We start from the raw sequence: 19,576 nt of genomic DNA on the forward strand, positions 1-19,576 counted from the left end.
AAGATGAGATTTCCCACTACGGAAGTAGATAAGATCCCATGGAGACAACATGGTAGATAGGCCGGGAGTGTAAGAGCAGCAATGTTTTCAGCTGACCGGTACTAATCGATCGAGTTCTTGACCAAAGAAGAAGACGCAATACGAAGTAGCTGTTTAGTTTTGAGAGAACAGATAAAACTAGTCAAAAGTATATAAGTTTCTGGTGGCGATACCGGAGGGGGTACACCTGTTCCCATCCCGAACACAGCAGTTAAGCCCTTCAGGGCCGATGGTACTTGGAGCTCACGCTCCTGGGAGAGTAGGTCGCCGCCAGAGTATTTTTAAAACCCTACAGTTATGATGACTGTAGGGTTTTCTTATATTGAAGGTGCCGGGTGTTGAGTTAATGATTTGTTGAATTGTAACCCATGGCAAATTAGGTATAATTAGGGTACCAGTTTATCTAGGGGGGCGTAAGATGCAGGAAAAACACCATCAAAAAGAGTTTGAAGTTCATTATTATGAGGTTAACCAGTACCAGGAGGCTACTCCGGTATCTGTTCTTAATTACTTAGAGGAAACGGCCATTGCACATTCAGAGGCAGTGGGGTTGGGCTTAAATAGACTGAAGTCCGAGGGGATTGCCTGGGTGTTGAATCGTTGGCGTGTACAGATGGAAAGATACCCCCAGTGGAATGAGAAAATAATTGTGGAAACATGGCCATCTCATTTTGAACGTTTTTACGCCACAAGGCAGTTTTATATTAAGGACATAAAAGGGAAAATTCTAGGACGGGCCACAAGCCTATGGATCTTTCTAAACATTGAAAAGAAAAGGCCTTTAAGAATACCAGCCGAGTATATGCTTACCTATGGGCTGGAGTCACAAGGTGTGTTCGAGGACCCCTTTAGTGAGCTATATAATTTAGAGAATCCTGAGGTGTTCAAAGAGTTCTATGTTAGGCGCAGCGATATTGATACCAATGAGCATGTTAACAATACCAAATATATGGAATGGGTACTGGAAACGGTTCCCGCCGAAATATATAAGAACCATATACTCCAATCCTTTGAGGTCATCTACAAAAAAGAAGTTGGCTTGGGTTCAATAATTTCAGCTGCTAGCCAGCCCATAGAGGAGTTGGGAAAGCCTACCTTTGCCCATACCATTAAAGAGAAGAACCAGGATTATCATTTAGCGCTGGCTGAGACACGTTGGGTAAAAAGAATAAAAGAAAGATAAAGAAATAATTGTCAACATTGGAAAACTTAATATGTATTACATAAAATAGTTCAATTACAAAACGAATATATTCTGCTATAATAAAGGCATGTCCCGCATTATTACTATAATCTTGATTACAGAAAGGGGATCATGCATGAAAAAAAGACTTGTTGGGGTGTTAATGGCTGGGGTTTTTATGTTTTCCTTTAATTCCGCTGCCCTTGCCCATGAGGCACCAGTAGCTCATAAAACCTATTACTTTAATTATGGTGATCATGAATATTTTAAGGACTATGTGCATTATAAAGACTACAAACATTACAAGCATTATAAGCATTACAAACATGTAGATTCTAAAGACTATAAAATGTTCTTAAAGTATATGAAAGATCAAGGTGTTAAAAATTTTGATTACAAGGATTATCTAAAGTGGTTAGAACAATTTAAAGAAAAAAACCATAGTTTTGGAGTCGTTCACTTACAAGGTTATAAAAATGGAGTAGCCCAATATAAATAAGTTGTTACAAACCGAATAAACAACTAGCCAATTTTCACTGTCTAAGTGGAACTTGGCTTTTTCTTTTAATTAAAGGTTTATTCTTAGTGCTATTACTGTTAAAATATGTTGTATCATCATAGGGTAACAATCCTAGTGGGGGAGCTTCTATCATGATCAATAACATTGTAATAAAGAAAGCAGTCCTTTTTCTACTACAGTTGTTCTGGTTTTCCTTAGGATTATTTATTTGCGCCTTTTCAGTTGTACTAATTTTAGAATCAAATCTAGGTTTAGGTCCCTGGGATGTTTTTCATATTAGTATGACGAATTACATACCCTTAACCTTTGGTCAAGTGAATATTGCGACCGGACTGCTTTGTGTTATCATAGCTTACCCAATGGGCATAAAGCCAAATTTTGGTACAATTCTGAATATGCTCATGGGTGGTATATTTATCGATTTCATCATGAAGGCTAACCTTATCCCACCTACTATTACATACTTACAACAGTATTCCTACCTTTTCGTTGGCATCTTTTGTTTTGGTCTAGGAACAGGGACCTATATCTCAGCAAACATGGGAACCGGGCCAAGGGATAGTTTAATGATGGGTCTTCACCGATCAACCGGCCGGAGCATTGGTTTAGTACGAACGATCCTGGAAGTGCTTGTAGTTACGTTAGGCTTTTTGTTAGGTGGGAAAATTGGCCTGGGAACATTAATATTTTCCTTTACCATTGGCTGGTTCACTCAAATGTTTTTAGCGTTGTATTATTGGATTGGCAGACAAAGCTGGTTTACTAAATGGTTGCATTTATTAACTAGTGAAGAGGTCAATGTTAAAGTCAAAAAACAAAATCTTACGAGGGTGTTTTTCAAAAAATGCAGGAGAATGAAAAGATAGATCGAATTATTTTTTTAATAATATTATGAAACTTAGTTTTACATTATGAAACATCAAAGCTTTGGCAGATAGGAGTGATTTTGTGGGTTTAGAAGCTTTTGATTTGACAGGTAAAGTTGCTATTTTCGTAGGGGGTGGTGGTGGTCTCGGTAAAACGATAAGTTTAGGTTTGGCCAAAGCGGGGGCCAATGTCATACCGGTTAGCCGGAGCAAACAACGTAACGAAGAAGTTGTAAAAGAGATCGAAACGCTAGGAGCGCAATCTTTATTAACTACAGTGGATGTGACCAAGGAGGAAGAGGTTCAACACTTAGTAGAAGAAGTAATGACTAAGTTTGGCCGCATTGATATTTTGATTAACGCAGCAGGAATAAACTATAAAAAGCCTGTTACAGAATTAACTGCGGCAGAATGGGATCATGTGATTGCTGTAAACCTAAGGGGAACTTTTCTTTGTTGTAAGCTGGTGGGAGAAAAGATGTTGGCCCAGAATTATGGGAAAATTGTTAATATCGCCTCCCTTGGCTCCCATTTAGGAATTACCCGCTCCGCTGCCTATTGTGCCAGCAAGGGTGCAGTATTACAGCTAACCAAGGTGCTGGCGGCTGAATGGGCCACCCATGGCATCAATGTAAACTGCATCTCACCGGGTTACTTCAAGACAGCACTTAACGAGAAAATGCTATCAGAAAAAGAAACCTACGAAAAGATTATGAATCGTACGCCAATGCAAAGGTTAGGAGTGCCGGAGGATTTGGTAGGTGCAACTGTGTTCCTTTGCTCCGATGCGGCAAAATTTATTACCGGGACGACCATAGAGGTAGATGGCGGTTTTCTATCGATGGCTTTATAACGTGACCGGAGGGATAGAAAAATGAAAACCATGCAAGCTATTGTTTGGCAAGGTAAAGAACAACTGAACTTTCAAGAGGTGCCGAGACCAGTATTAAATTGTGGTGAGGTTCTGATCAAGGTTCATTATGCTGGGATTTGTGGCTCTGACCTGGGAATCTACTTGGGTAAACACCCACGGGCCAAAGCCCCTTTAATCATGGGTCATGAATTTACCGGCGAGGTGGCGGAAACATGTTTACCGCCAGACAGTACGATTCAAGTGGGGGATAAAGTGACCGTAAATCCACTAATATCCTGTGGCCACTGTCAACCCTGTCGAACTGGCAACGCCCATGTTTGTAGAAGCTTGGCCCTGGTAGGGATAGATATTGATGGTGGTTTTGCAGAGTATGTTAAGGTGGATGCTGCTAAGATCGTAAAAATACCAGTTAATCTACCGCTGGATCTGGCCTGTTTGGTCGAACCTGTGGCAGTTACAGCCCATGCTATCAGAAAGTCTGCCCTGAAGGCAGGAGATACTGTGGCAGTGCTGGGTGGTGGACCCATTGGGTTACTAACTGCAATTACTGCCAGATTTGCCGGTGCTTCAGAGGTTATAGTTTGCGAGATTAGCGAAAGCAGACGAGAACTGGCTAAAAACCTGGGTTTTAAAGTGTTGGATTCAGCCAATAACCCAGAAGGGGAAATAATTAAGCTTACTGGTGGAAATGGTGTCGATATCGTCTATGAGGCAGCAGGTGCTCCTGCAACAGCCTTACTTGCTACCCGATTAGTGAAAATTACCGGCCAAATTGTAGTGGTTAGTGTCTTTAAAGAGCCTAGCAAAATTGATTTACGGGCAGTGAATTTTAATGAACTTTCCATCATTGGTGTCAGAGTATATGAGCCAAGGGATTATGAAGTGGCATTACACATGTTGCAGCAACGAAAGGAAATAGAGCAAGTGATATCTCATCGTTTCCCCTTGGAAAAAGCCCAAGATGGCTTCGAATTGATGCTAAGTACGGGAAACTCGATGAAGATATTATTTACTCCCTAAATTAAGACAAAAATAAAACAATGTTTTGAAGAATGAAACAAGTCTGAAGGAATTTTGAAAAGTCTGTCGAATAATTATGATACACAGCGTGCGATTATTTTTTACTAAACAATGCAAAACAAGGTTTCATAATATGAAACAAAGGTCATATCAAAGTAATAATCGCAAATACCCATTGTGAGTCCGGAGTTATCCTATTTCCTGGGGGGTGATCCGTTAATTAAGTAATTGATATGGGTGGTTATAAAAATACGAATGTTTATAGGAGGTCAAACATGAAAAAACTGTCTAAAATTGCCTTAAGTGTTCTGAGTATTATGTTATTCAGTATTTTCTTAACCGGTTGCGGTGGTGGCGGTGAAGAGAAAAAAGATGCTGCTTCCCCTGAACAAGGTAAAACCATCACCCTTAAGGTAGCTCACTACTTTGCCGATGAACACCCACAGAATATTGCCTTAAAAGAAAAATTTAAGCCCATGGTTGAAGCAGAGTCCAACGGACAAATTAAAGTAGAAATTTACCCCAATGCTACCCTTGGCTCTGAGGAACAGTTTATTGATGGAACAAAAAACGGTAGTGTAGAAATGTGTGTCACCGGTGGACTGATTGCTAAAGACCTGCCAATGGTTGGTTTGACAGAAATGCCCTTATTATTCCGTGATTATGCCCATGCAGAAAAGGTACTTAATGGTGAAATTGGTAAAGAAATCGTTAAAGGCATGGAAGAAAAAATGGGTACCCGCACCTTAGCCTGGACTGCCAATGGTTTCCGGGTTGTGTCTTCCGGTAAACCCTTTGAGAAGTTTGAGGATTTTAAAGGTTTTCGATTAAGAATTCCCAACAACCCCATCTATGTGGAAATGGTTAAAGGCCTTGGTGCTAACGCTATGCCCATGCCGATCTCTGAGACATTTACGGCCCTGGAGCAAAAAGTAATTGATGGTCAGGAAAACCCCTATGCAACCTTAAAGGCTTCCGGTATGTATGAGGTGCAAAAATATGTGGTAGATACTCGTCACCTATTCTCCCCTAACCTCTACATGATTAACGAGAAGTTCTGGCAAGGTTTAGATCCTAAACTGCAAGAAGTTCTTCAAAAGGCAGCTAACGAATCAGCAGCTTACGAGTGGAAGCTATTAGAAGAAAGCGAACAAAAGGACATTGAGTTCTTGAAGGAAAAGGGTCTGACTGTTGTCTTCCCGGATGAAACCTTCAAGCAAAAACTGATTGAATCTCAAAAACCTGTACAAGAATGGTTCTACAAAACCTATCCTGGTACCAAAGAAATGGCTGATAAGATCATGGCTGTGCAGTAAAACTGGCTAAATACTGCCTCCCCTATGGGAGGCAGTATTATTCAAAGACGGAGGTGACAAAATGTCTGAATCCATTTCTAAAATAACTCGTGGTGTATACAAGTTACTAGATTATTTGATGTTTTTATCGTTAGCCGGCATGGTATTGTTAGTGTTTGTAAATGCTGTCCTCCGCTATCTTTTCCAAGAAGCAATTGTTTCTAGTGAGGAGTTATCCCGTTATTTATTTGTTTGGACTATCTTTTTAGGAACCATTACTGCCTATAAGGATAATCAACATATTGGTGTGGATCTTATTACCTCCAAATTAAAGGGTGTACCAAGGAAAGCTGTTGACTTTGTAGGTTATTTTTTGATTCTTATTGCAGTAGGAGTTATGCTTTCCGGAGGTCTGGGTTTTACTAAAATTGCTATGTCTACCCTAGGACCAGCTACCGGAATCCCTTTCTCTTTTATCTCCGTTTCCTACGTATTAGCTGCGGTAATGATTGGCTTTATCACGATTGGTAAAATTATCAGCCTTTGTAAAGGGGAGAAGAAAGTATGGCATTAGGTGTATTTTTTGGCAGCCTCTTTCTCTTGTTGACCCTGGGAATTCCCATTGCATTGGTATTGGTGCTGTGTGGAATTATTCTAATGCTCTTTCTGGGTAATTTTGATGCTCAAATTATTGCCCAAAACATGGTTTATGGTGCCAACAGCTTTCCCCTGATGGCCATTCCTTTCTTTATGCTGGCGGGAGAAATCATGGGACATGGCTCCCTTTCAAAGAAGATTGTGGAATTTGCGATGGTTTTAGTTGGACGCATTAAAGGCGGCTTAGGTTATGTGGTGGTTTTGGCCAGCATTTTGTTTGCAGGCCTTTCCGGCAGTGCGGTGGCTGATACAGCTGCCTTAGGCAGTATCTTAATTCCCCTCATGGTACGTGAAGGTTATAGAAGGGATACATCAACGGCCCTGGTGGCAAGTTCAGGCTTGATTGCGCCCATTATTCCGCCGAGTATTCCAATGATTGTTTTTGGCGTTACGGCTGGGGTTTCAATTACAAAATTGTTTATGGCAGGTATCGTTCCAGGTTTGATCCTGGCCACGTCGCTTATGATTACCTGGACAATTATTGCTAGGAAAAATAACTATGCAAAGGGTAAGGCATACACGACGGCTGAGGCTATCCAAGTTTTTAAGGAGTCCATCTGGGCTTTATTAATGCCTATCATCATCGTGGGCGGTATCCGGTTTGGTATCTTTACACCCACCGAGGCGGGAGCTGTAGCGGTAGTTTATGCTTTGCTGGTGTCTATGTTGGTTTACAAAGATGTAAAATTCCAACATTTGCCACCAATCTTTGTGGCCGCTGCCAAAGGGACTGCTGTGGTAATGTTTGTAGCTTCTGCTGCGATGGCTGTGGCCTGGCTTTTGACCGTTGCCCAAATTCCTACTCAGGTGGCAGAACTTTTTGGCTCCCTTGCCGCCAGTCCCATTATGTTATTGATCGCCATTAACATATTCCTGTTCATACTAGGCATGGTAATGGACTTAACCCCTGCCATATTGATTTTTGCTCCTGTATTAATGCCCCTCATTTTGAAGGCAGGTATAGATCCTGTTTATTTCGGAGTAATTATGATTCTGAACTTAGTTATTGGGTTAATTACACCGCCCATCGGCACAGTTCTTTATGTGGGCTGTGGTGTAGGTCATGTTACGCTGGTAGAATTGGTGAAGAAAATCTGGCCCTTCCTGTTGGCAGAGTTAGCAGTATTAGCACTCCTTATTGCTTACCCTGAGATCGTTATGACACCACTTGGCTGGTTTACTAAGTAGGAGGTTGAATGTAGATGCCAATTCCTGGCGATTTTTCAGAAATTGAGAGAATTTTAGATGAAGTCTTAGTTCCCAGGTTTGTTAAAGTACGCCAACTTTTTCATGCCCCTAAAATAGAGAAGGTAGATGCCGCTGTATTTGAGGGGTTAAATAAAGAGAAGATTAAGAGGTTGCTTCATCCGGGTATGAAGGTGGCAGTGGCAGTGGGCAGCCGCGGCATTACTAATATTGCTCAAATTACCAAAACCACACTGGAATTTCTAACAACCCAGGGTGTAGAGCCCTTTATTATCCCGGCTATGGGCAGCCATGGCGGAGCCACTGCCGAAGGACAGAAAGAAGTATTGGAGACCTTGGGTATTACCGAAGAGTCTATGGGAGTGCCCATCCTTTCCTCCATGGGGGTAGAGCAGGTGGGTGAGGCCAATGGCCTGCCGGTCTTTGTGGACAAGCATGTGCTGGCAGCCGATGGGGTTATCATTATCAACCGCATTAAGCCCCACACTGCTTTCCGTGGTGTCATTGAAAGCGGCATTGTAAAGATGAGTGTAATAGGATTGGGCAAACAAAAGGGTGCCGATTCCTGCCACCAGTTAGGAATGAATCACTTTGATCAAAAACTGATTCCTGCCAGTAAAATAACCTTTGAAAAGGCAAATTTACTCTTTGGAATTGCTATTTTAGAAAATGCCTATGATCAAACCTCAGAAATTCATGCTGTTCCAGTGGATGAAATTTTGGAAGTGGAACCCAAGCTCCTGGAAAAGGCCAAGGAACGAATGCCCAGGATTCTATTTAACCCGCTGGATGTTTTGGTTGTAGATGAGATAGGCAAAGATATCAGCGGTGATGGTATGGACCCCAATGTAACTGGTCGATTTTCCACTACCTTTGCCAAAGGTGAACTTATAACAGAGCGCATTGTGGTACTGGGTTTAACTGAAAAAACCGAGGGAAATGGTAACGGCGTGGCACCCGCAGATATTACAACCATGCGGCTCTATAATAGCTTTAATATGGCCAAAACCTATATTAACGCCCTTACAGCAGCTTTTCCTCCCACCGTACGCATTCCTATGGTGATGCGCAGTGATGACTATGCCATCCGGTGTGCTATCAAAACCTCCTATTGTTTACAACCAGAGAAGCTTAGGATCGTACGCATCAAAAATACCCTGCATCTGGAGGAAATCTATATTTCAGAGGGATTGCTTGCCGAGGCAATGGCCAATCCGCAAATCGAGATATTAGGTGAACCGGAACCCTTTCAATATGACGAATTCGGCAATTTACTAACAAACTATTAATTAAGAGGGGCTATTTATAGTGGTGGAGGAGGAATTTTCCTGTCTACTGTAAAATTAAAAGGAGTAACCCCCTTGTTACGGTTTTTAAAGATGTCTCCTTTGAAATTCAGATGACGAATCAATTTGGTGAAAGTGGGTGGTTCCTTTGACCACACGTGTTGGACAGACTGTTCAGTCCCTAGAGCGGGCCTTGAAAATTTTAGAGGTTTTAGGAAATCATCAAAAGGGTTTGGGGGTTACTGAACTGGCCCATGAAGTGGACCTGCATAAAAGCACTGTTCACCGCCTCCTCGGTACCTTAGCCCAGAGGGGATTTGTGGAGCAAGATTCTGAGACAGAAAGATATAAGCTTGGACTAAAAATAATTGAGCTAAGCAATAAGATGTTAACGAATATGGAAGTGCGCCAGGAGGCCAGGCCTTACCTGGAGGAACTCATGCAATTTGCCAATGAGGTCGTACATCTATGTGTGTTAAGACAGGGAGAGATAGTCTACATCGACAAGGTTGAGTGTCCCAGTACCATACGTATGTACTCGCAAATAGGCCGTCGGGGTCCGGTACACAGTTCAGGTGTTGGTAAGGCCATTTTGGCTTTTCTGCCCCAGGAAGAAGTGGTAAGAATTCTCCAGGACAAGGGCATGCCACGCAAAACACCGAATACAATTACAGATATAGATGAGATGCTCAACCATTTGGCAGAAATCAGGCTTCAGGGTTACTCAGTTGATGAAGTAGAAAACGAATTAGGTATTCGTTGCGTTGCTGCACCGATTTGGGACCATGCAGGACAGGTTGTTGCCTCCATCAGTGTTGCAGGACCAGAATCCCGGGTAACAAGGGAAAGAGTTCCTGAATTAGCGTCCAAGATCAAAGAGACGGGCTTAATGATTTCTCACCGTCTGGGGTATTGCCCTTAGGGCTTACTTTTTTCACTATTTGGAACGATGTTTTACATGATGAGATACCCTGGGACGGTAACGGAAGATATGAGGTGAGCTTAGGTGAATTTTGAATGTGTAAAGGAAACCGGAGTTGTTTCCATTGTTCGTGGTGTTAAAAAAGAAGAATTGATTCCTTTGGTAAGTGCCCTACAGGAAGGGGGCATAAAAGCGGTGGAAGTAACCTGTAATACCCCCGGGGCCATTGACATGATTAACCAGCTCAGGACCCACTTTGACAAGGAAATGTTTGTGGGGGCAGGTACCGTTTTGGATAAAGAAACAGCCTCCCTGGTAATTGCCGCGGGTGCTCAGTTTATTCTTAGTCCGCATCTTTCGCAGGAAGTTATAGAGGTGGGAAATCTTTATGGCAAGCCAGTGGTACCGGGAGCAATGACCCCCACGGAAGTTATTCAGGCCATCCGCTGGGGAGCTAAGATGGTAAAAATATTTCCGGCCGGAGTGCTGGGAACCCAATATTTTAAAAATATTTTAGGACCTTACCCCCATGCTCAGATGATGGTGGTAGGCGGGGTAAATATAAACAATGCTGCTGACTTTTTAAGGGCTGGGGCGACTTCCCTAGGAACCACGGATTTGTTCAAAGCCATGGCCGAAGGAGGAACGAAGGAAGTGATAGCTAGGTCTAAGGCATATCTTGAAATCGTTCAAAGGGTTAGACAGGAGAGTGCCTAGTTAGCTATTAGCCATTAGTCGTTAGCCAACTATCTAAAAAAACTTCTAAAGGCTAAAAGCTAGCTATAGTAATGGGCACATTTACGAAACAGGTAGGTGAGATTTTATGCCAGAGGTTGTTACATTAGGAGAAACAATGGTTTTGATGAATCCCGAAAGCTCAGGACCGTTAAAATATATTAGTCAGTTTACTAAACAAATTGGGGGCGCGGAATCCAATTTTGCCATTGGGGTGGTTCGATTGGGTCATAGTGCTGGCTGGATAAGCAGACTCGGTACGGATGAGTTTGGTAAATATGTACTTTCCTTTATTCAGGGTGAGGGGGTGGATACATCCCAGGTAAAATTTGATGCCTCAGCCCCCACTGGCTTGTACTTTAAAGAGCGGCGGGAATACGGAGAAAGTAAGGTTTATTATTACCGCAAAGGTTCAGCAGCCAGTTGGATGTCACCGGAAGATCTTAATGCCGATTATATTGGCTCGGCTAAAATACTGCACATCAGCGGCATTACTCCAGCACTGAGTGAGTCTTGCCACCAGACTATCAAAGAGGCTGTGGCAATGGCTAAAAGACGGGGTGTAACCGTATGTTTAGATCCAAATATTCGCCTGAAGCTATGGGAGAAAGATAGGGCACGTCAAGTGATAATGGAATTAGCTGCCCAGTCAGATATTATTTTGCCTGGAGTCAACGAAGGTGAGATGCTTTTAGGTGAATCTGATCCAGAAAAAATTGCTGCTCAGTTTTTGGCATTAGGGGTGCAAACGGTTGTTGTCAAGCTTGGTAAGAAGGGTGCCTATTATGCAACTGCCACAGAGCATAAATTGGTTCCGGGCTATCCCATTGACAAGGTAGTCGATCCCATTGGTGCAGGTGATGGTTTCGCAGCGGGCTTTGTTGCAGGTCTGTTAAAAGATTACTCCATGGAGGAAGCCGTAAAGCTGGCCAATGCAGTGGGTGCCATGGCTACCACAGTAATTGGTGATGTAGAAGGACTGCCTACGATGGATGAGGTAGCTGTATTTAGGGGCCATAAAGAAGGGATTGATCGATAATGAATGGTTTTGCTGGATTAACAAAAGTTGGTGTTATACCCGTGGTTCGAGGGAGCCAACCGGAGACAATCATTCATTTGGCTAAGGCTTTGCAAGCTGGCGGAATTAACAGCATGGAGATTACCATCGAAACACCGGGGGCATTGGAAGTAATCAAGAAGGTTACCTCAGAAATGGCTGAAAATTTTATTGTCGGGGCAGGTACTGTGCTGGATGGTGAAACTGCTCGCTTAGCTATTTTGTCCGGAGCACAGTTTATTGTTTCGCCCAGCCTGCATCCAGACGTTATTACTGTGGCCAAGCGTTACGGCAAACCAGTTGCCCCAGGGGCAATGACTCCCACAGAAATTGTTCGGGCTTACGAACTAGGGGCTGACCTAGTGAAGGTCTTTCCTGCCAGCACCCTAGGGGCAAAATATATTAAAGATATCCGTGGACCATTGGGTCACATTCCGATCATGGCCACCGGCGGTATTAATGTAAATAACGCAGCCGAGTTCATTAAGGCTGGCTGCCTGGCCTTAGGTGTTGGTGGATCCTTGGTTTCCCAACAGGTCATTGCGGAAGGTAATTGGAGCTATATTACGGAGCAAGCCAGTCAATTAGTGGAAGCAGTTTGCAGTGCCAGATTATAAAAACCGATCGAGGTGACTAAAATGTCAAATCTAAAAGTTGTGGTAACTGATTACGAATATTCAACCCTTAAGTATGAGGAAGAAGTGTTGGCACAAATAGGAGTTAGCCTGGTACCCGCCCAATGCAAAACAGAGGAAGAACTGATAGAAGCTTGCAAAGATGCAGATGGTCTGCTGAATCAATATGCACAACTGACACCAAGGGTTATTCAAGCTTTGGAAAAGTGCAAAGTTATTGGACGTTATGGTGTGGGAATAAATACAGTGGATCTGGCTGCTGCCACAGAGAAGGGTATCTGTGTGGTAAACGTACCTGACTACTGCATGGATGAAGTTTCTGATCATGCCATGGCCCTGCTTTTAGCCTGTGCTCGTAAAATAGTACGAATGAACAATGAAGTGAAAAAGGGCAATTGGGACTATAAGGTATCTGTACCTGTTTACCGTCTCAGGGGCAAAAACCTGGGCTTAATTAGTTTTGGCAGAATTGCCCAAACTCTGGCCCAAAAGGCCCAAGCCTTTGGTTTAAATCTATTGGTTTTTGATCCCTATATTCCAGATGCTGTGGCGGATAAATTTGGTGTAAAAAAAGTAAGTTTGGAGGAATTGTTACAAACCTCGGACTTTATTTCCGTACACGCCCCTTTGAATGCAGAGACGGAACATCTGATTAGTGAAAAAGAGTTAAAAAGGATGAAAAGATCAGCCTTTATTATTAACACCGGGCGGGGACCTGTTATTGATGAGGAGGCACTGGTTAAAGCCTTGCAGGAGGGATGGCTTGCGGGTGCTGGTTTAGATGTCCTAGAGATTGAACCAGTACGTTCAGACAGCCCCCTGTTGGAGATGGATAATGTCATTCTAAATCCTCACGTGGCCTGGTATTCGGAAGAAGCAGGCACTGATTTGCAAACTAAAGCAGCCCAGGGGGTGGCCGAAGTTTTACAAGGTTACTATCCCAGGAATCTCGTAAACAAAGAAGTTAAAGGAAAAGTAAACTTAAAAGAGCGTCTATAAGTTGAAATAAAGGGGGTCGCAGCATTGTTTCATCGTAGTAAAGAAATTCTTCATTTCCCTGACTGGGCCCTAAACCGTTCCCTCTACAAGTCAATGGGTTATACCGATGAGGATTTGGATAAACCACTGGTGGCAGTGGTTAACTCCTGGAATAACGTGGTTCCCGGCCATTATAACTTACGGGAAGTAAGTGAAGCAGTTAAAGCGGGTATTCGGGCGGCAGGCGGCACCCCTGTGGAGTTTGGTACCATCGCTGCCTGTGATGGAATTGCCCAGGGACATGAAGGGATGAGATATATCTTACCGACCAGGGACCTAATTGCTAATGATATTGAAATGATGATTCAGGCCCATCGGTTTGATGGCATGGTTTTATTAGGTTCTTGTGATAAGATTGTCCCGGGTATGCTGATGGCTGCCGCAAGGTTAGATATACCAGCTATCTTTGTTAATGGTGGGCCCATGCTGCCCGGTCACTTTCAGGGCAAAGACACCGACAGTTCCATCGTGCAGGAGAGTTTGGGCACTTTAAAGGCAGGGGAAATGACCATGGCAGAGTACAAGGAGTTAGAAAACTGTGCCTGTCCGGGACCTGGTTCCTGTGCTATGTTAGGTACCGCCAATACAATGTGCTGTCTGGCCGAGGCAATGGGTATGGCCTTACCGGGTAGTTCTACCATCCCTGCCGTGGATGCCAGTAGGTTCAGAGCTGCCCAGCAAAGTGGTCGTGTCATTGTGGATTTAATTAAACGGGGTATTACAACTGGTCAGATCATTACCAAAGAATCTTTGGCCAATGCGGTACGGGTAAGTTCTGCCATCGGTGGGTCAACCAATGTGGCACTACATATACCGGCCATTGCCTATGAGGCGAAGGTGGATTATGACCTGGAATGGTTTCATGAATTAAGTCAGGGAACGCCTCATATAGCGGGAATTATGCCAGCCACCGAATATGATCTTGCAGATTTCCATGTTGCCGGTGGTGTCCCCGCAGTGATGAAGGAACTGGCGTCCGTGTTAAATACAAATTGTTTAACTGTCACAGGGAAAACCGTTTTGGAAAATGTGCAAACTGCCGTTATTAAAGACAGTCGGGTTATCAAGACCATGACAGAGCCCTTCCACCAAAACGGTGGTCTGGCGGTAATTAAGGGCAATTTGGCCCCCAATGGGGCAGTAACCAAACCTGCAGCCATAGCTTCGGAACTTTTGAAATTTTGCGGTTCAGCCAGGGTCTTTGACAGTGAACAACTGGCCATCGAGGCAATTGAAGCAGGAAAGATTCAACCAGGTGATGTTGTTGTCATTCGCTATGAAGGTCCCAAGGGTGGTCCGGGAATGCCGGAAATGTTTAAGCCTATGAAACTGCTGGTTGGTATGGGGTTAGCTAAGAAAGTAGCCTTAATCACCGATGGACGTTTCTCCGGTTCGAACAATGGTTGTTTTGTTGGTCATATTTCACCCGAGGCTATGGAAGGTGGCCCATTGGCACTGGTTCAGGAAGGGGATTCAATTGATATTGATATCCCCAATCGCCTGCTAAATATTAAAGTTTCCCCGGCAGAGCTTGCAGCAAGGCAGGAAAAATGGCAAGCACCTGCTCCCAGGGTAACCCGAGGCTACCTTGCCCTATATGCACGCATTACGGAATCGGCTGATAAAGGAGCTATTATTAAGGTTTGACAGGTTAGGTCATAATAAGGAGTGTCGCAAGACTACTTTTATTTAGTAGGCAAGCGACACTCCTTTTTATTCAAAGGTCTCAGGTTATGTTATATACAATATTTTTAGTAGAATCATCTTGTAGAAATCGCTAAAGAGTGTATAGTATGGAGAGGAACATTTACATAGACTAGCACCGGGGGATATAGTCATGAATATTAAGCTCATATCACGGGCTTTAGGTGTCGTGTTATGTTGTGAGGCAGTGGCTATGCTACCCTCCCTTGGGCTATCCTGGGCTGAGCAGGGTAGTGATAAAACGGCTTTCATGGCCAGTATAGCCATAACATCCATGGCGGGATCAGCACTGCTTTTAACCAAACCACGAACCATGCAGGTTGGTTATAAAGAAGGATTTATCGTTGCAACTTTAGCTTGGTTAATATTGTCCGTCTTTGGTGCCCTACCCTTTTATCTAAGCGGCGCAACACCCCATCTGGTGGATGCCTTATTTGAATCAATTTCTGGCTTTACAACCACAGGTGCTTCGGTGATTGTAGATGTGGAAACCCTGCCCCAGGGCATACTCTTTTGGCGCAGCTTTACTCACTGGTTGGGGGGCATGGGGATCATTGTATTGACCCTTGCTCTGATGCCCTCTTTGAATGTTGCTGGCTTTCGCATGTTTAAGGCTGAAGTACCTGGCCCAACAAAAAGCAAGGTATTACCCAAGGTTGCCCAAACTGCCAGAGAACTCTACAAGGTTTATCTAATTTTCACTTTGGCCCAAATAGTATTGCTTAAGCTTGCTGGCATGTCCTGGTTTGACTCTTTCATTCATACATTTGGCACAGTAGGTACAGGCGGTTTTTCCTCAAGGAACGCCAGTATTGCTGCTTATGATAGTGTAGCAGTTGAGCTAATCATCGTTTTTTTCATGATTCTTTGTGGGATTAGCTTTACGATCCACTTTAGTTTGTTAAGGGGAAAATTTCGAACATTTTATAAAGATCCTGAAACCAAAGTGTATTTAAGCATCATTGCAGCTTCAGTCGGTTTTGTAACCATAAATCTAATGAATGATGCTGGTTATGACCTGGCAAAGGCCTTGCGACAGGCCTTGTTTCATGTGTCAGCTGTGATCAGCAGTACAGGTTTTTTGGCAGAGGATATTCACCAGTGGCCGGATTTCAGTCGGTATTTGCTGGTATTACTGATGCTCACAGGGGCATGTTCAGGCTCGACGGCCTGTGGGATAAAGGTTATTCGGATCATTATAATTTTTAAATCCCTGTCAAACCAAATGGCCAGACTGACCCACCCCCAGGCTGTAATACCTGTCAGACTGGGCAATACGGTAATTCCCCAAGAAGTGGTAACAACCGTCCAAAATTTCTTTGTTTTGTTCATTGCGAGCATGGTTTTTGCAATTGGACTCTTAGTTGCCATGGGTGTTGAGGGAAACACGGCTATCGCAGTAGTCGCATCCTCCATAAGCTGCCTCGGGGTGGTGGACTCATCGACAACCCTTGTAAACCTACCCGCAGCAGCCAAGTTGGTCTTGACCTTTTGTATGTTTATTGGCCGTTTAGAGTTATTTACTGTTCTGGTCGTATTAAATATTAAGTTTTGGAGGAAATAAAAAGCTTAACAGCCTTGCTCCTTGGGAGCTGGCTGTTTTTGTTTTAACAAACTAGCGATTAAAGCCGCCAAGGGCTGTTGATAGAGCATGGAAAGGGTTACGGGCATTGCCACGGCGGGGGGGAAATAGGTTAGGGCTAAAATTAACCCAAGGCTGTTATTTCTCATGCCAACGCCATAGATCATGGTGATCATTCTGTCCCTTTGGTGCCCCTTAAGGATAAAGGAACCAAGAAAACCAAGGGTGTACCCACTAACGGAAACAATCAAGATAACCAGCAAAAGTTTGATGATGGCATGATCCCATTTTATTTCCGGGGCAATGGCACTGGCGTTAATGAAGACCACCAGAAAGATAGCAATCTTTGAGAAGAAGCCACCAATGGAGGTGGCATACTTATCAACGGCTCCCTTGGTAAAATCATGGACCACCATACCAAGTAGACTGGGTATGGTAATCATCCAGAAAAGACCCACCAGCAGTTGCATCGTATCGATCTGGATGGACTTTCCGGCTACTAAGGCGATAAAGGCCGGTAATAAAAGTGGACTAATCAGTGTGTCCAGGGTTACGGCAACCATCGATAATGGAACATCTCCCCCCAACATGGATGACCAGATTAGGGAGGTCACGCCGATAGGAATGGAAGCCCCAATCACAAACCCTAGGCGGATGTACTCATTGTCAGGATAAAAGATTAGGCCAATTAAATAAGCAATTAACGGCATTACACCGTGAATCAATAGCAGCATCCAAATATTAATCCAGGGTCTTGAGAGGGTGCGAAAGAAATCCTTCAAACTAGTTTCCAGGGATGAAACAAAGGTCATATAGGTGAAAGAAAGGGTTGCCACGAGACTCCAAAATTTTGTGGTCTCCACAGGCGTTATAAAACCAAAAAACAATGCAGACAACACTACATAAAACATGTGTTTTGCCAGCCAACTGTTCCAGTTGCTAAAGAAAGTTAACATTTAGATTCATCCTTCATCTGGCCATAGGCCATGAGCCATGGGCCTTGTTTTTTTGTGCAAGCTATTCTTACGGGTATTTAGTGATTGCGGCAAATCGTTTCATACATAATAATAGCACTTTGTTGTGTCTTTGAATAAAAAAGTTTGCCTAAGAAATAAAAGGGGGTGTTGCAAACTACGTCCCAGTAGCTTGCAACACCCCCTGTCTTTTAATCGCTATACCCAAAATACCCTTAAGCAATACAGGCACAAAAAGCCCATGGCTCATGGCCCTTTCCCAAGAGACAGAAAGCTGACAACTAGTGGCTACAGGCTGAAAGCGGATGGCCGACGACTAATATATTGCAATGACGGCCCCGATAAAAATTAGATAAAATACACTGTTAAAGGCCAGGGTCAGGGGTTTGATTTCACCCTTCAGCTTAAGCAGTATAAAAATTGTGCCGGCAGCGGCCAGGGCAAGGATGGCACAGATAATACCTAATTGGGACAATTTCCAAGGGGTGAGCAGAATACCGAGGGCCGGAATAATGGAGCTTTGAAAGACCATGGCGCCGGTAATATTCCCCAGGGCCAAGGTATCTTTGCCCTGCCGTACCCAGATAACACTGTTGAATTTTTCCGGTAGTTCGGTGGCAATTGGGGCGATGATTAACGATAAAATAAAGGCAGGAATACCCCAAATGGAAGCTAGGTTTTCAATCTCCTGAACAAACAAATGAGCACCAATGACAATACCGGCTAAAGCCAAAGTTACTTGCAGTACGACAATTGGTGTGGCAGGGTCAGGTTCTTTCTTGGCCAGATATAAAGGATTTAAGTTCTCACACCGGCCACCCTCACAGCCAAGGGTTTTGTACACATAGTAGACATAGGCTAAAACTAGAAAAACTGCCACCAGGGGTTTAAAGCCATTGCCAAAGATGCCAGCCAATACTGCCACACTGTAAACAATTAAAAAGAATTTTAAATCTCGGCTCATGACATCCCGGTCAATAAACATATTTTCCCGGCTCTTACCCTTGACTTTATAGATCATGGCGGCAATGCCAGTGATGGCCAAAGCTAAGGTGGACAGCATAAAGGGTGCACCTAAAATTGCACCAATACCAACTTCTTCAGCCATATCACCGGAGCCAAATAAGATGGCAATGACGGGGATCATGGTTTCTGGTAGGGCTGTGCCCACAGCTGCAAGTACACTGCCCACAGCCCCTTCGGAAAGATTAAATTTTTTCCCCAACCACTCAACACCGTTGGTAAAAACCTCAGCACTAAGTAAAATAATACCGAGGCTTGCCAGTAAAAGGAAGTAGGTCATTTGTTGGATCCTTTCTATTCTTTCAATATTTTTATTAATATTTCCCGCAAAGCAAGGTGGGTAGTACAGTAGATTAAAGGTTAAGCTACGGGAATCATATTGTAGTTAGAAGGGATTTAGTAAAAAACAAAGAAAATATGTCCTAAAGATAACATGGGAGATGATTCAAAATGGAGAATTTATGGGCACCATGGCGATCGGTGTACATCGGTAAACCCCAAACGGATTGTATTTTCTGTGAAAAATTAAATTCCGATCAGGACGAAGAAAACCTGGTTATTTACCGCGGGAATAAAACCTTTGTTATTATGAATTTATACCCCTACAACAATGGGCACCTTCTGATTGCTCCACATCGACATGTCGGTGATATCACAGAGCTTACGGATGGAGAACTGTTAGAACTGAACAAAATGACCCAATTTATGGTCCAAGCCATTAGGCGGGCCTTTGGCAATCCCCATGGTTTTAATATTGGTATCAATCTTGGCAAAGTTGCCGGTGCGGGGATTCCTGGTCACCTACATGTGCATATTGTTCCTCGTTGGGATGGAGATGCCAATTTTATGGCTGTCATCGGTGATACCCGAGTAATTTCAGAGGGATTGCAGAGGACCTATGAAAAAATAACCAATGCCATTACAGCATTAAAAGAGGAAGCGGATAGGGCGGAATAAGGA

19 protein-coding genes and 2 rRNA genes are annotated in these 19,576 nt (G+C 43.5%); 19 read left to right on the top strand and 2 right to left on the bottom strand.

Going from position 1 to position 19,576, the window contains the following annotated elements; genetic code table 11:
* From V6C11_RS01995 to V6C11_RS02080, 18 genes are all read left to right on the top strand, one after another.
* Positions 1–125, top strand: a 23S ribosomal RNA gene (locus tag V6C11_RS01995); the annotation flags it as partial.
* Positions 126–198: 73 nt separating this feature from the next.
* A 5S ribosomal RNA gene (gene rrf / locus V6C11_RS02000) occupies positions 199–315 on the top strand.
* A gap of 142 nt (positions 316–457) precedes the next feature.
* A complete protein-coding gene (locus tag V6C11_RS02005; RefSeq protein WP_333529405.1) occupies positions 458–1,222 on the top strand; it encodes an acyl-[acyl-carrier-protein] thioesterase in 765 nt (254 codons plus the stop codon).
* 136 nt (positions 1,223–1,358) lie between these two features.
* Positions 1,359–1,721, top strand: coding sequence for a hypothetical protein (locus V6C11_RS02010; RefSeq protein ID WP_333529406.1), 363 nt, complete (start codon positions 1,359–1,361; stop codon positions 1,719–1,721).
* 152 nt (positions 1,722–1,873) lie between these two features.
* The gene (locus V6C11_RS02015; protein WP_333529407.1) at positions 1,874–2,608 is read left to right on the top strand and encodes a YczE/YyaS/YitT family protein; all 735 of its coding nucleotides are present in this window, start codon (positions 1,874–1,876) and stop codon (positions 2,606–2,608) included.
* An 82-nt stretch (positions 2,609–2,690) separates the two neighbouring features.
* Entirely contained in the window at positions 2,691–3,461 is a 771-nt protein-coding gene (locus V6C11_RS02020) for an SDR family NAD(P)-dependent oxidoreductase (protein ID WP_333529408.1), read from the top strand.
* 21 nt (positions 3,462–3,482) lie between these two features.
* Positions 3,483–4,502, top strand: coding sequence for a zinc-dependent alcohol dehydrogenase (locus V6C11_RS02025; RefSeq protein ID WP_333529409.1), 1,020 nt, complete (start codon positions 3,483–3,485; stop codon positions 4,500–4,502).
* A gap of 275 nt (positions 4,503–4,777) precedes the next feature.
* Positions 4,778–5,818: a TRAP transporter substrate-binding protein gene (locus V6C11_RS02030; RefSeq protein WP_333529410.1), complete on the top strand. Its 1,041-nt coding sequence runs from the start codon at positions 4,778–4,780 to the stop codon at positions 5,816–5,818.
* A 61-nt stretch (positions 5,819–5,879) separates the two neighbouring features.
* A complete protein-coding gene (locus V6C11_RS02035) occupies positions 5,880–6,371 on the top strand; it encodes a TRAP transporter small permease (RefSeq protein WP_333529411.1) in 492 nt (163 codons plus the stop codon).
* The gene (locus V6C11_RS02040; protein ID WP_333529412.1) at positions 6,362–7,642 is read left to right on the top strand and encodes a TRAP transporter large permease; all 1,281 of its coding nucleotides are present in this window, start codon (positions 6,362–6,364) and stop codon (positions 7,640–7,642) included. The genes V6C11_RS02035 and V6C11_RS02040 overlap by 10 nt, the downstream gene beginning before the upstream one ends.
* A gap of 14 nt (positions 7,643–7,656) precedes the next feature.
* On the top strand, positions 7,657–8,949 hold the full coding sequence (locus V6C11_RS02045; protein ID WP_333529413.1) for a lactate racemase domain-containing protein: 1,293 nt from the start codon (positions 7,657–7,659) through the stop codon (positions 8,947–8,949).
* Positions 8,950–9,085: 136 nt separating this feature from the next.
* Positions 9,086–9,868: an IclR family transcriptional regulator gene (locus V6C11_RS02050; protein WP_333529414.1), complete on the top strand. Its 783-nt coding sequence runs from the start codon at positions 9,086–9,088 to the stop codon at positions 9,866–9,868.
* An 84-nt stretch (positions 9,869–9,952) separates the two neighbouring features.
* Entirely contained in the window at positions 9,953–10,585 is a 633-nt protein-coding gene (locus V6C11_RS02055) for a bifunctional 4-hydroxy-2-oxoglutarate aldolase/2-dehydro-3-deoxy-phosphogluconate aldolase (protein WP_333529415.1), read from the top strand.
* Between the two features lie 106 nt (positions 10,586–10,691).
* A complete protein-coding gene (locus tag V6C11_RS02060) occupies positions 10,692–11,642 on the top strand; it encodes a sugar kinase (RefSeq protein ID WP_333529416.1) in 951 nt (316 codons plus the stop codon).
* Entirely contained in the window at positions 11,642–12,277 is a 636-nt protein-coding gene (locus V6C11_RS02065; protein ID WP_333529417.1) for a bifunctional 4-hydroxy-2-oxoglutarate aldolase/2-dehydro-3-deoxy-phosphogluconate aldolase, read from the top strand. The genes V6C11_RS02060 and V6C11_RS02065 overlap by 1 nt, the downstream gene beginning before the upstream one ends.
* Positions 12,278–12,298: 21 nt before the next feature.
* A complete protein-coding gene (locus tag V6C11_RS02070; protein ID WP_333529418.1) occupies positions 12,299–13,294 on the top strand; it encodes a C-terminal binding protein in 996 nt (331 codons plus the stop codon).
* Positions 13,295–13,318: 24 nt separating this feature from the next.
* A complete protein-coding gene (gene ilvD / locus V6C11_RS02075) occupies positions 13,319–14,980 on the top strand; it encodes a dihydroxy-acid dehydratase (protein ID WP_333529419.1) in 1,662 nt (553 codons plus the stop codon).
* Positions 14,981–15,170: 190 nt separating this feature from the next.
* Positions 15,171–16,601, top strand: a complete 1,431-nt coding sequence (locus V6C11_RS02080) for a TrkH family potassium uptake protein (protein WP_333529420.1) — start codon at positions 15,171–15,173, stop codon at positions 16,599–16,601.
* A 5-nt stretch (positions 16,602–16,606) separates the two neighbouring features.
* Here the strand turns inward: V6C11_RS02080 and V6C11_RS02085 are convergent, their stop codons facing one another.
* Positions 16,607–17,575 (bottom strand): bile acid:sodium symporter family protein, encoded by a 969-nt coding sequence (locus V6C11_RS02085; protein ID WP_333529421.1) that lies wholly within the window; start codon positions 17,573–17,575, stop codon positions 16,607–16,609.
* Between the two features lie 334 nt (positions 17,576–17,909).
* A complete protein-coding gene (locus tag V6C11_RS02090) occupies positions 17,910–18,896 on the bottom strand; it encodes a sodium:calcium antiporter (protein ID WP_333529422.1) in 987 nt (328 codons plus the stop codon).
* 170 nt (positions 18,897–19,066) lie between these two features.
* Between V6C11_RS02090 and V6C11_RS02095 the strand changes: the two genes are divergently transcribed.
* Positions 19,067–19,573 carry an HIT family protein gene (locus V6C11_RS02095; RefSeq protein WP_333529423.1) on the top strand — a complete coding sequence of 169 codons (507 nt, stop codon included), beginning with the start codon at positions 19,067–19,069 and terminating at the stop codon, positions 19,571–19,573.
* The last annotated feature ends 3 nt before the right edge of the window (positions 19,574–19,576 follow it).

The sequence above is a fragment of the Desulfotomaculum sp. 1211_IL3151 genome, from assembly GCF_036763075.1.
In the GTDB taxonomy this organism is placed as follows: Bacteria; Bacillota; Desulfotomaculia; order Desulfotomaculales; family Desulfotomaculaceae; genus Desulfotomaculum.

Coding starts and splice junctions, on each gene's coding strand:
- V6C11_RS02010 (WP_333529406.1), top strand. CDS start 1,359: ATGAAAAAAAGACTTGTTGGGGTGTTAATGGCTGGGGTTTTTATGTTT.
- V6C11_RS02060 (WP_333529416.1), top strand. CDS start 10,692: ATGCCAGAGGTTGTTACATTAGGAGAAACAATGGTTTTGATGAATCCC.
- V6C11_RS02090 (WP_333529422.1), bottom strand. CDS start 18,896: ATGACCTACTTCCTTTTACTGGCAAGCCTCGGTATTATTTTACTTAGT.
- V6C11_RS02025 (WP_333529409.1), top strand. CDS start 3,483: ATGAAAACCATGCAAGCTATTGTTTGGCAAGGTAAAGAACAACTGAAC.
- V6C11_RS02035 (WP_333529411.1), top strand. CDS start 5,880: ATGTCTGAATCCATTTCTAAAATAACTCGTGGTGTATACAAGTTACTA.
- V6C11_RS02045 (WP_333529413.1), top strand. CDS start 7,657: ATGCCAATTCCTGGCGATTTTTCAGAAATTGAGAGAATTTTAGATGAA.
- V6C11_RS02085 (WP_333529421.1), bottom strand. CDS start 17,575: ATGTTAACTTTCTTTAGCAACTGGAACAGTTGGCTGGCAAAACACATG.
- V6C11_RS02030 (WP_333529410.1), top strand. CDS start 4,778: ATGAAAAAACTGTCTAAAATTGCCTTAAGTGTTCTGAGTATTATGTTA.
- V6C11_RS02080 (WP_333529420.1), top strand. CDS start 15,171: ATGAATATTAAGCTCATATCACGGGCTTTAGGTGTCGTGTTATGTTGT.
- V6C11_RS02005 (WP_333529405.1), top strand. CDS start 458: ATGCAGGAAAAACACCATCAAAAAGAGTTTGAAGTTCATTATTATGAG.
- V6C11_RS02065 (WP_333529417.1), top strand. CDS start 11,642: ATGAATGGTTTTGCTGGATTAACAAAAGTTGGTGTTATACCCGTGGTT.
- V6C11_RS02040 (WP_333529412.1), top strand. CDS start 6,362: ATGGCATTAGGTGTATTTTTTGGCAGCCTCTTTCTCTTGTTGACCCTG.
- V6C11_RS02095 (WP_333529423.1), top strand. CDS start 19,067: ATGGAGAATTTATGGGCACCATGGCGATCGGTGTACATCGGTAAACCC.
- V6C11_RS02070 (WP_333529418.1), top strand. CDS start 12,299: ATGTCAAATCTAAAAGTTGTGGTAACTGATTACGAATATTCAACCCTT.
- V6C11_RS02015 (WP_333529407.1), top strand. CDS start 1,874: ATGATCAATAACATTGTAATAAAGAAAGCAGTCCTTTTTCTACTACAG.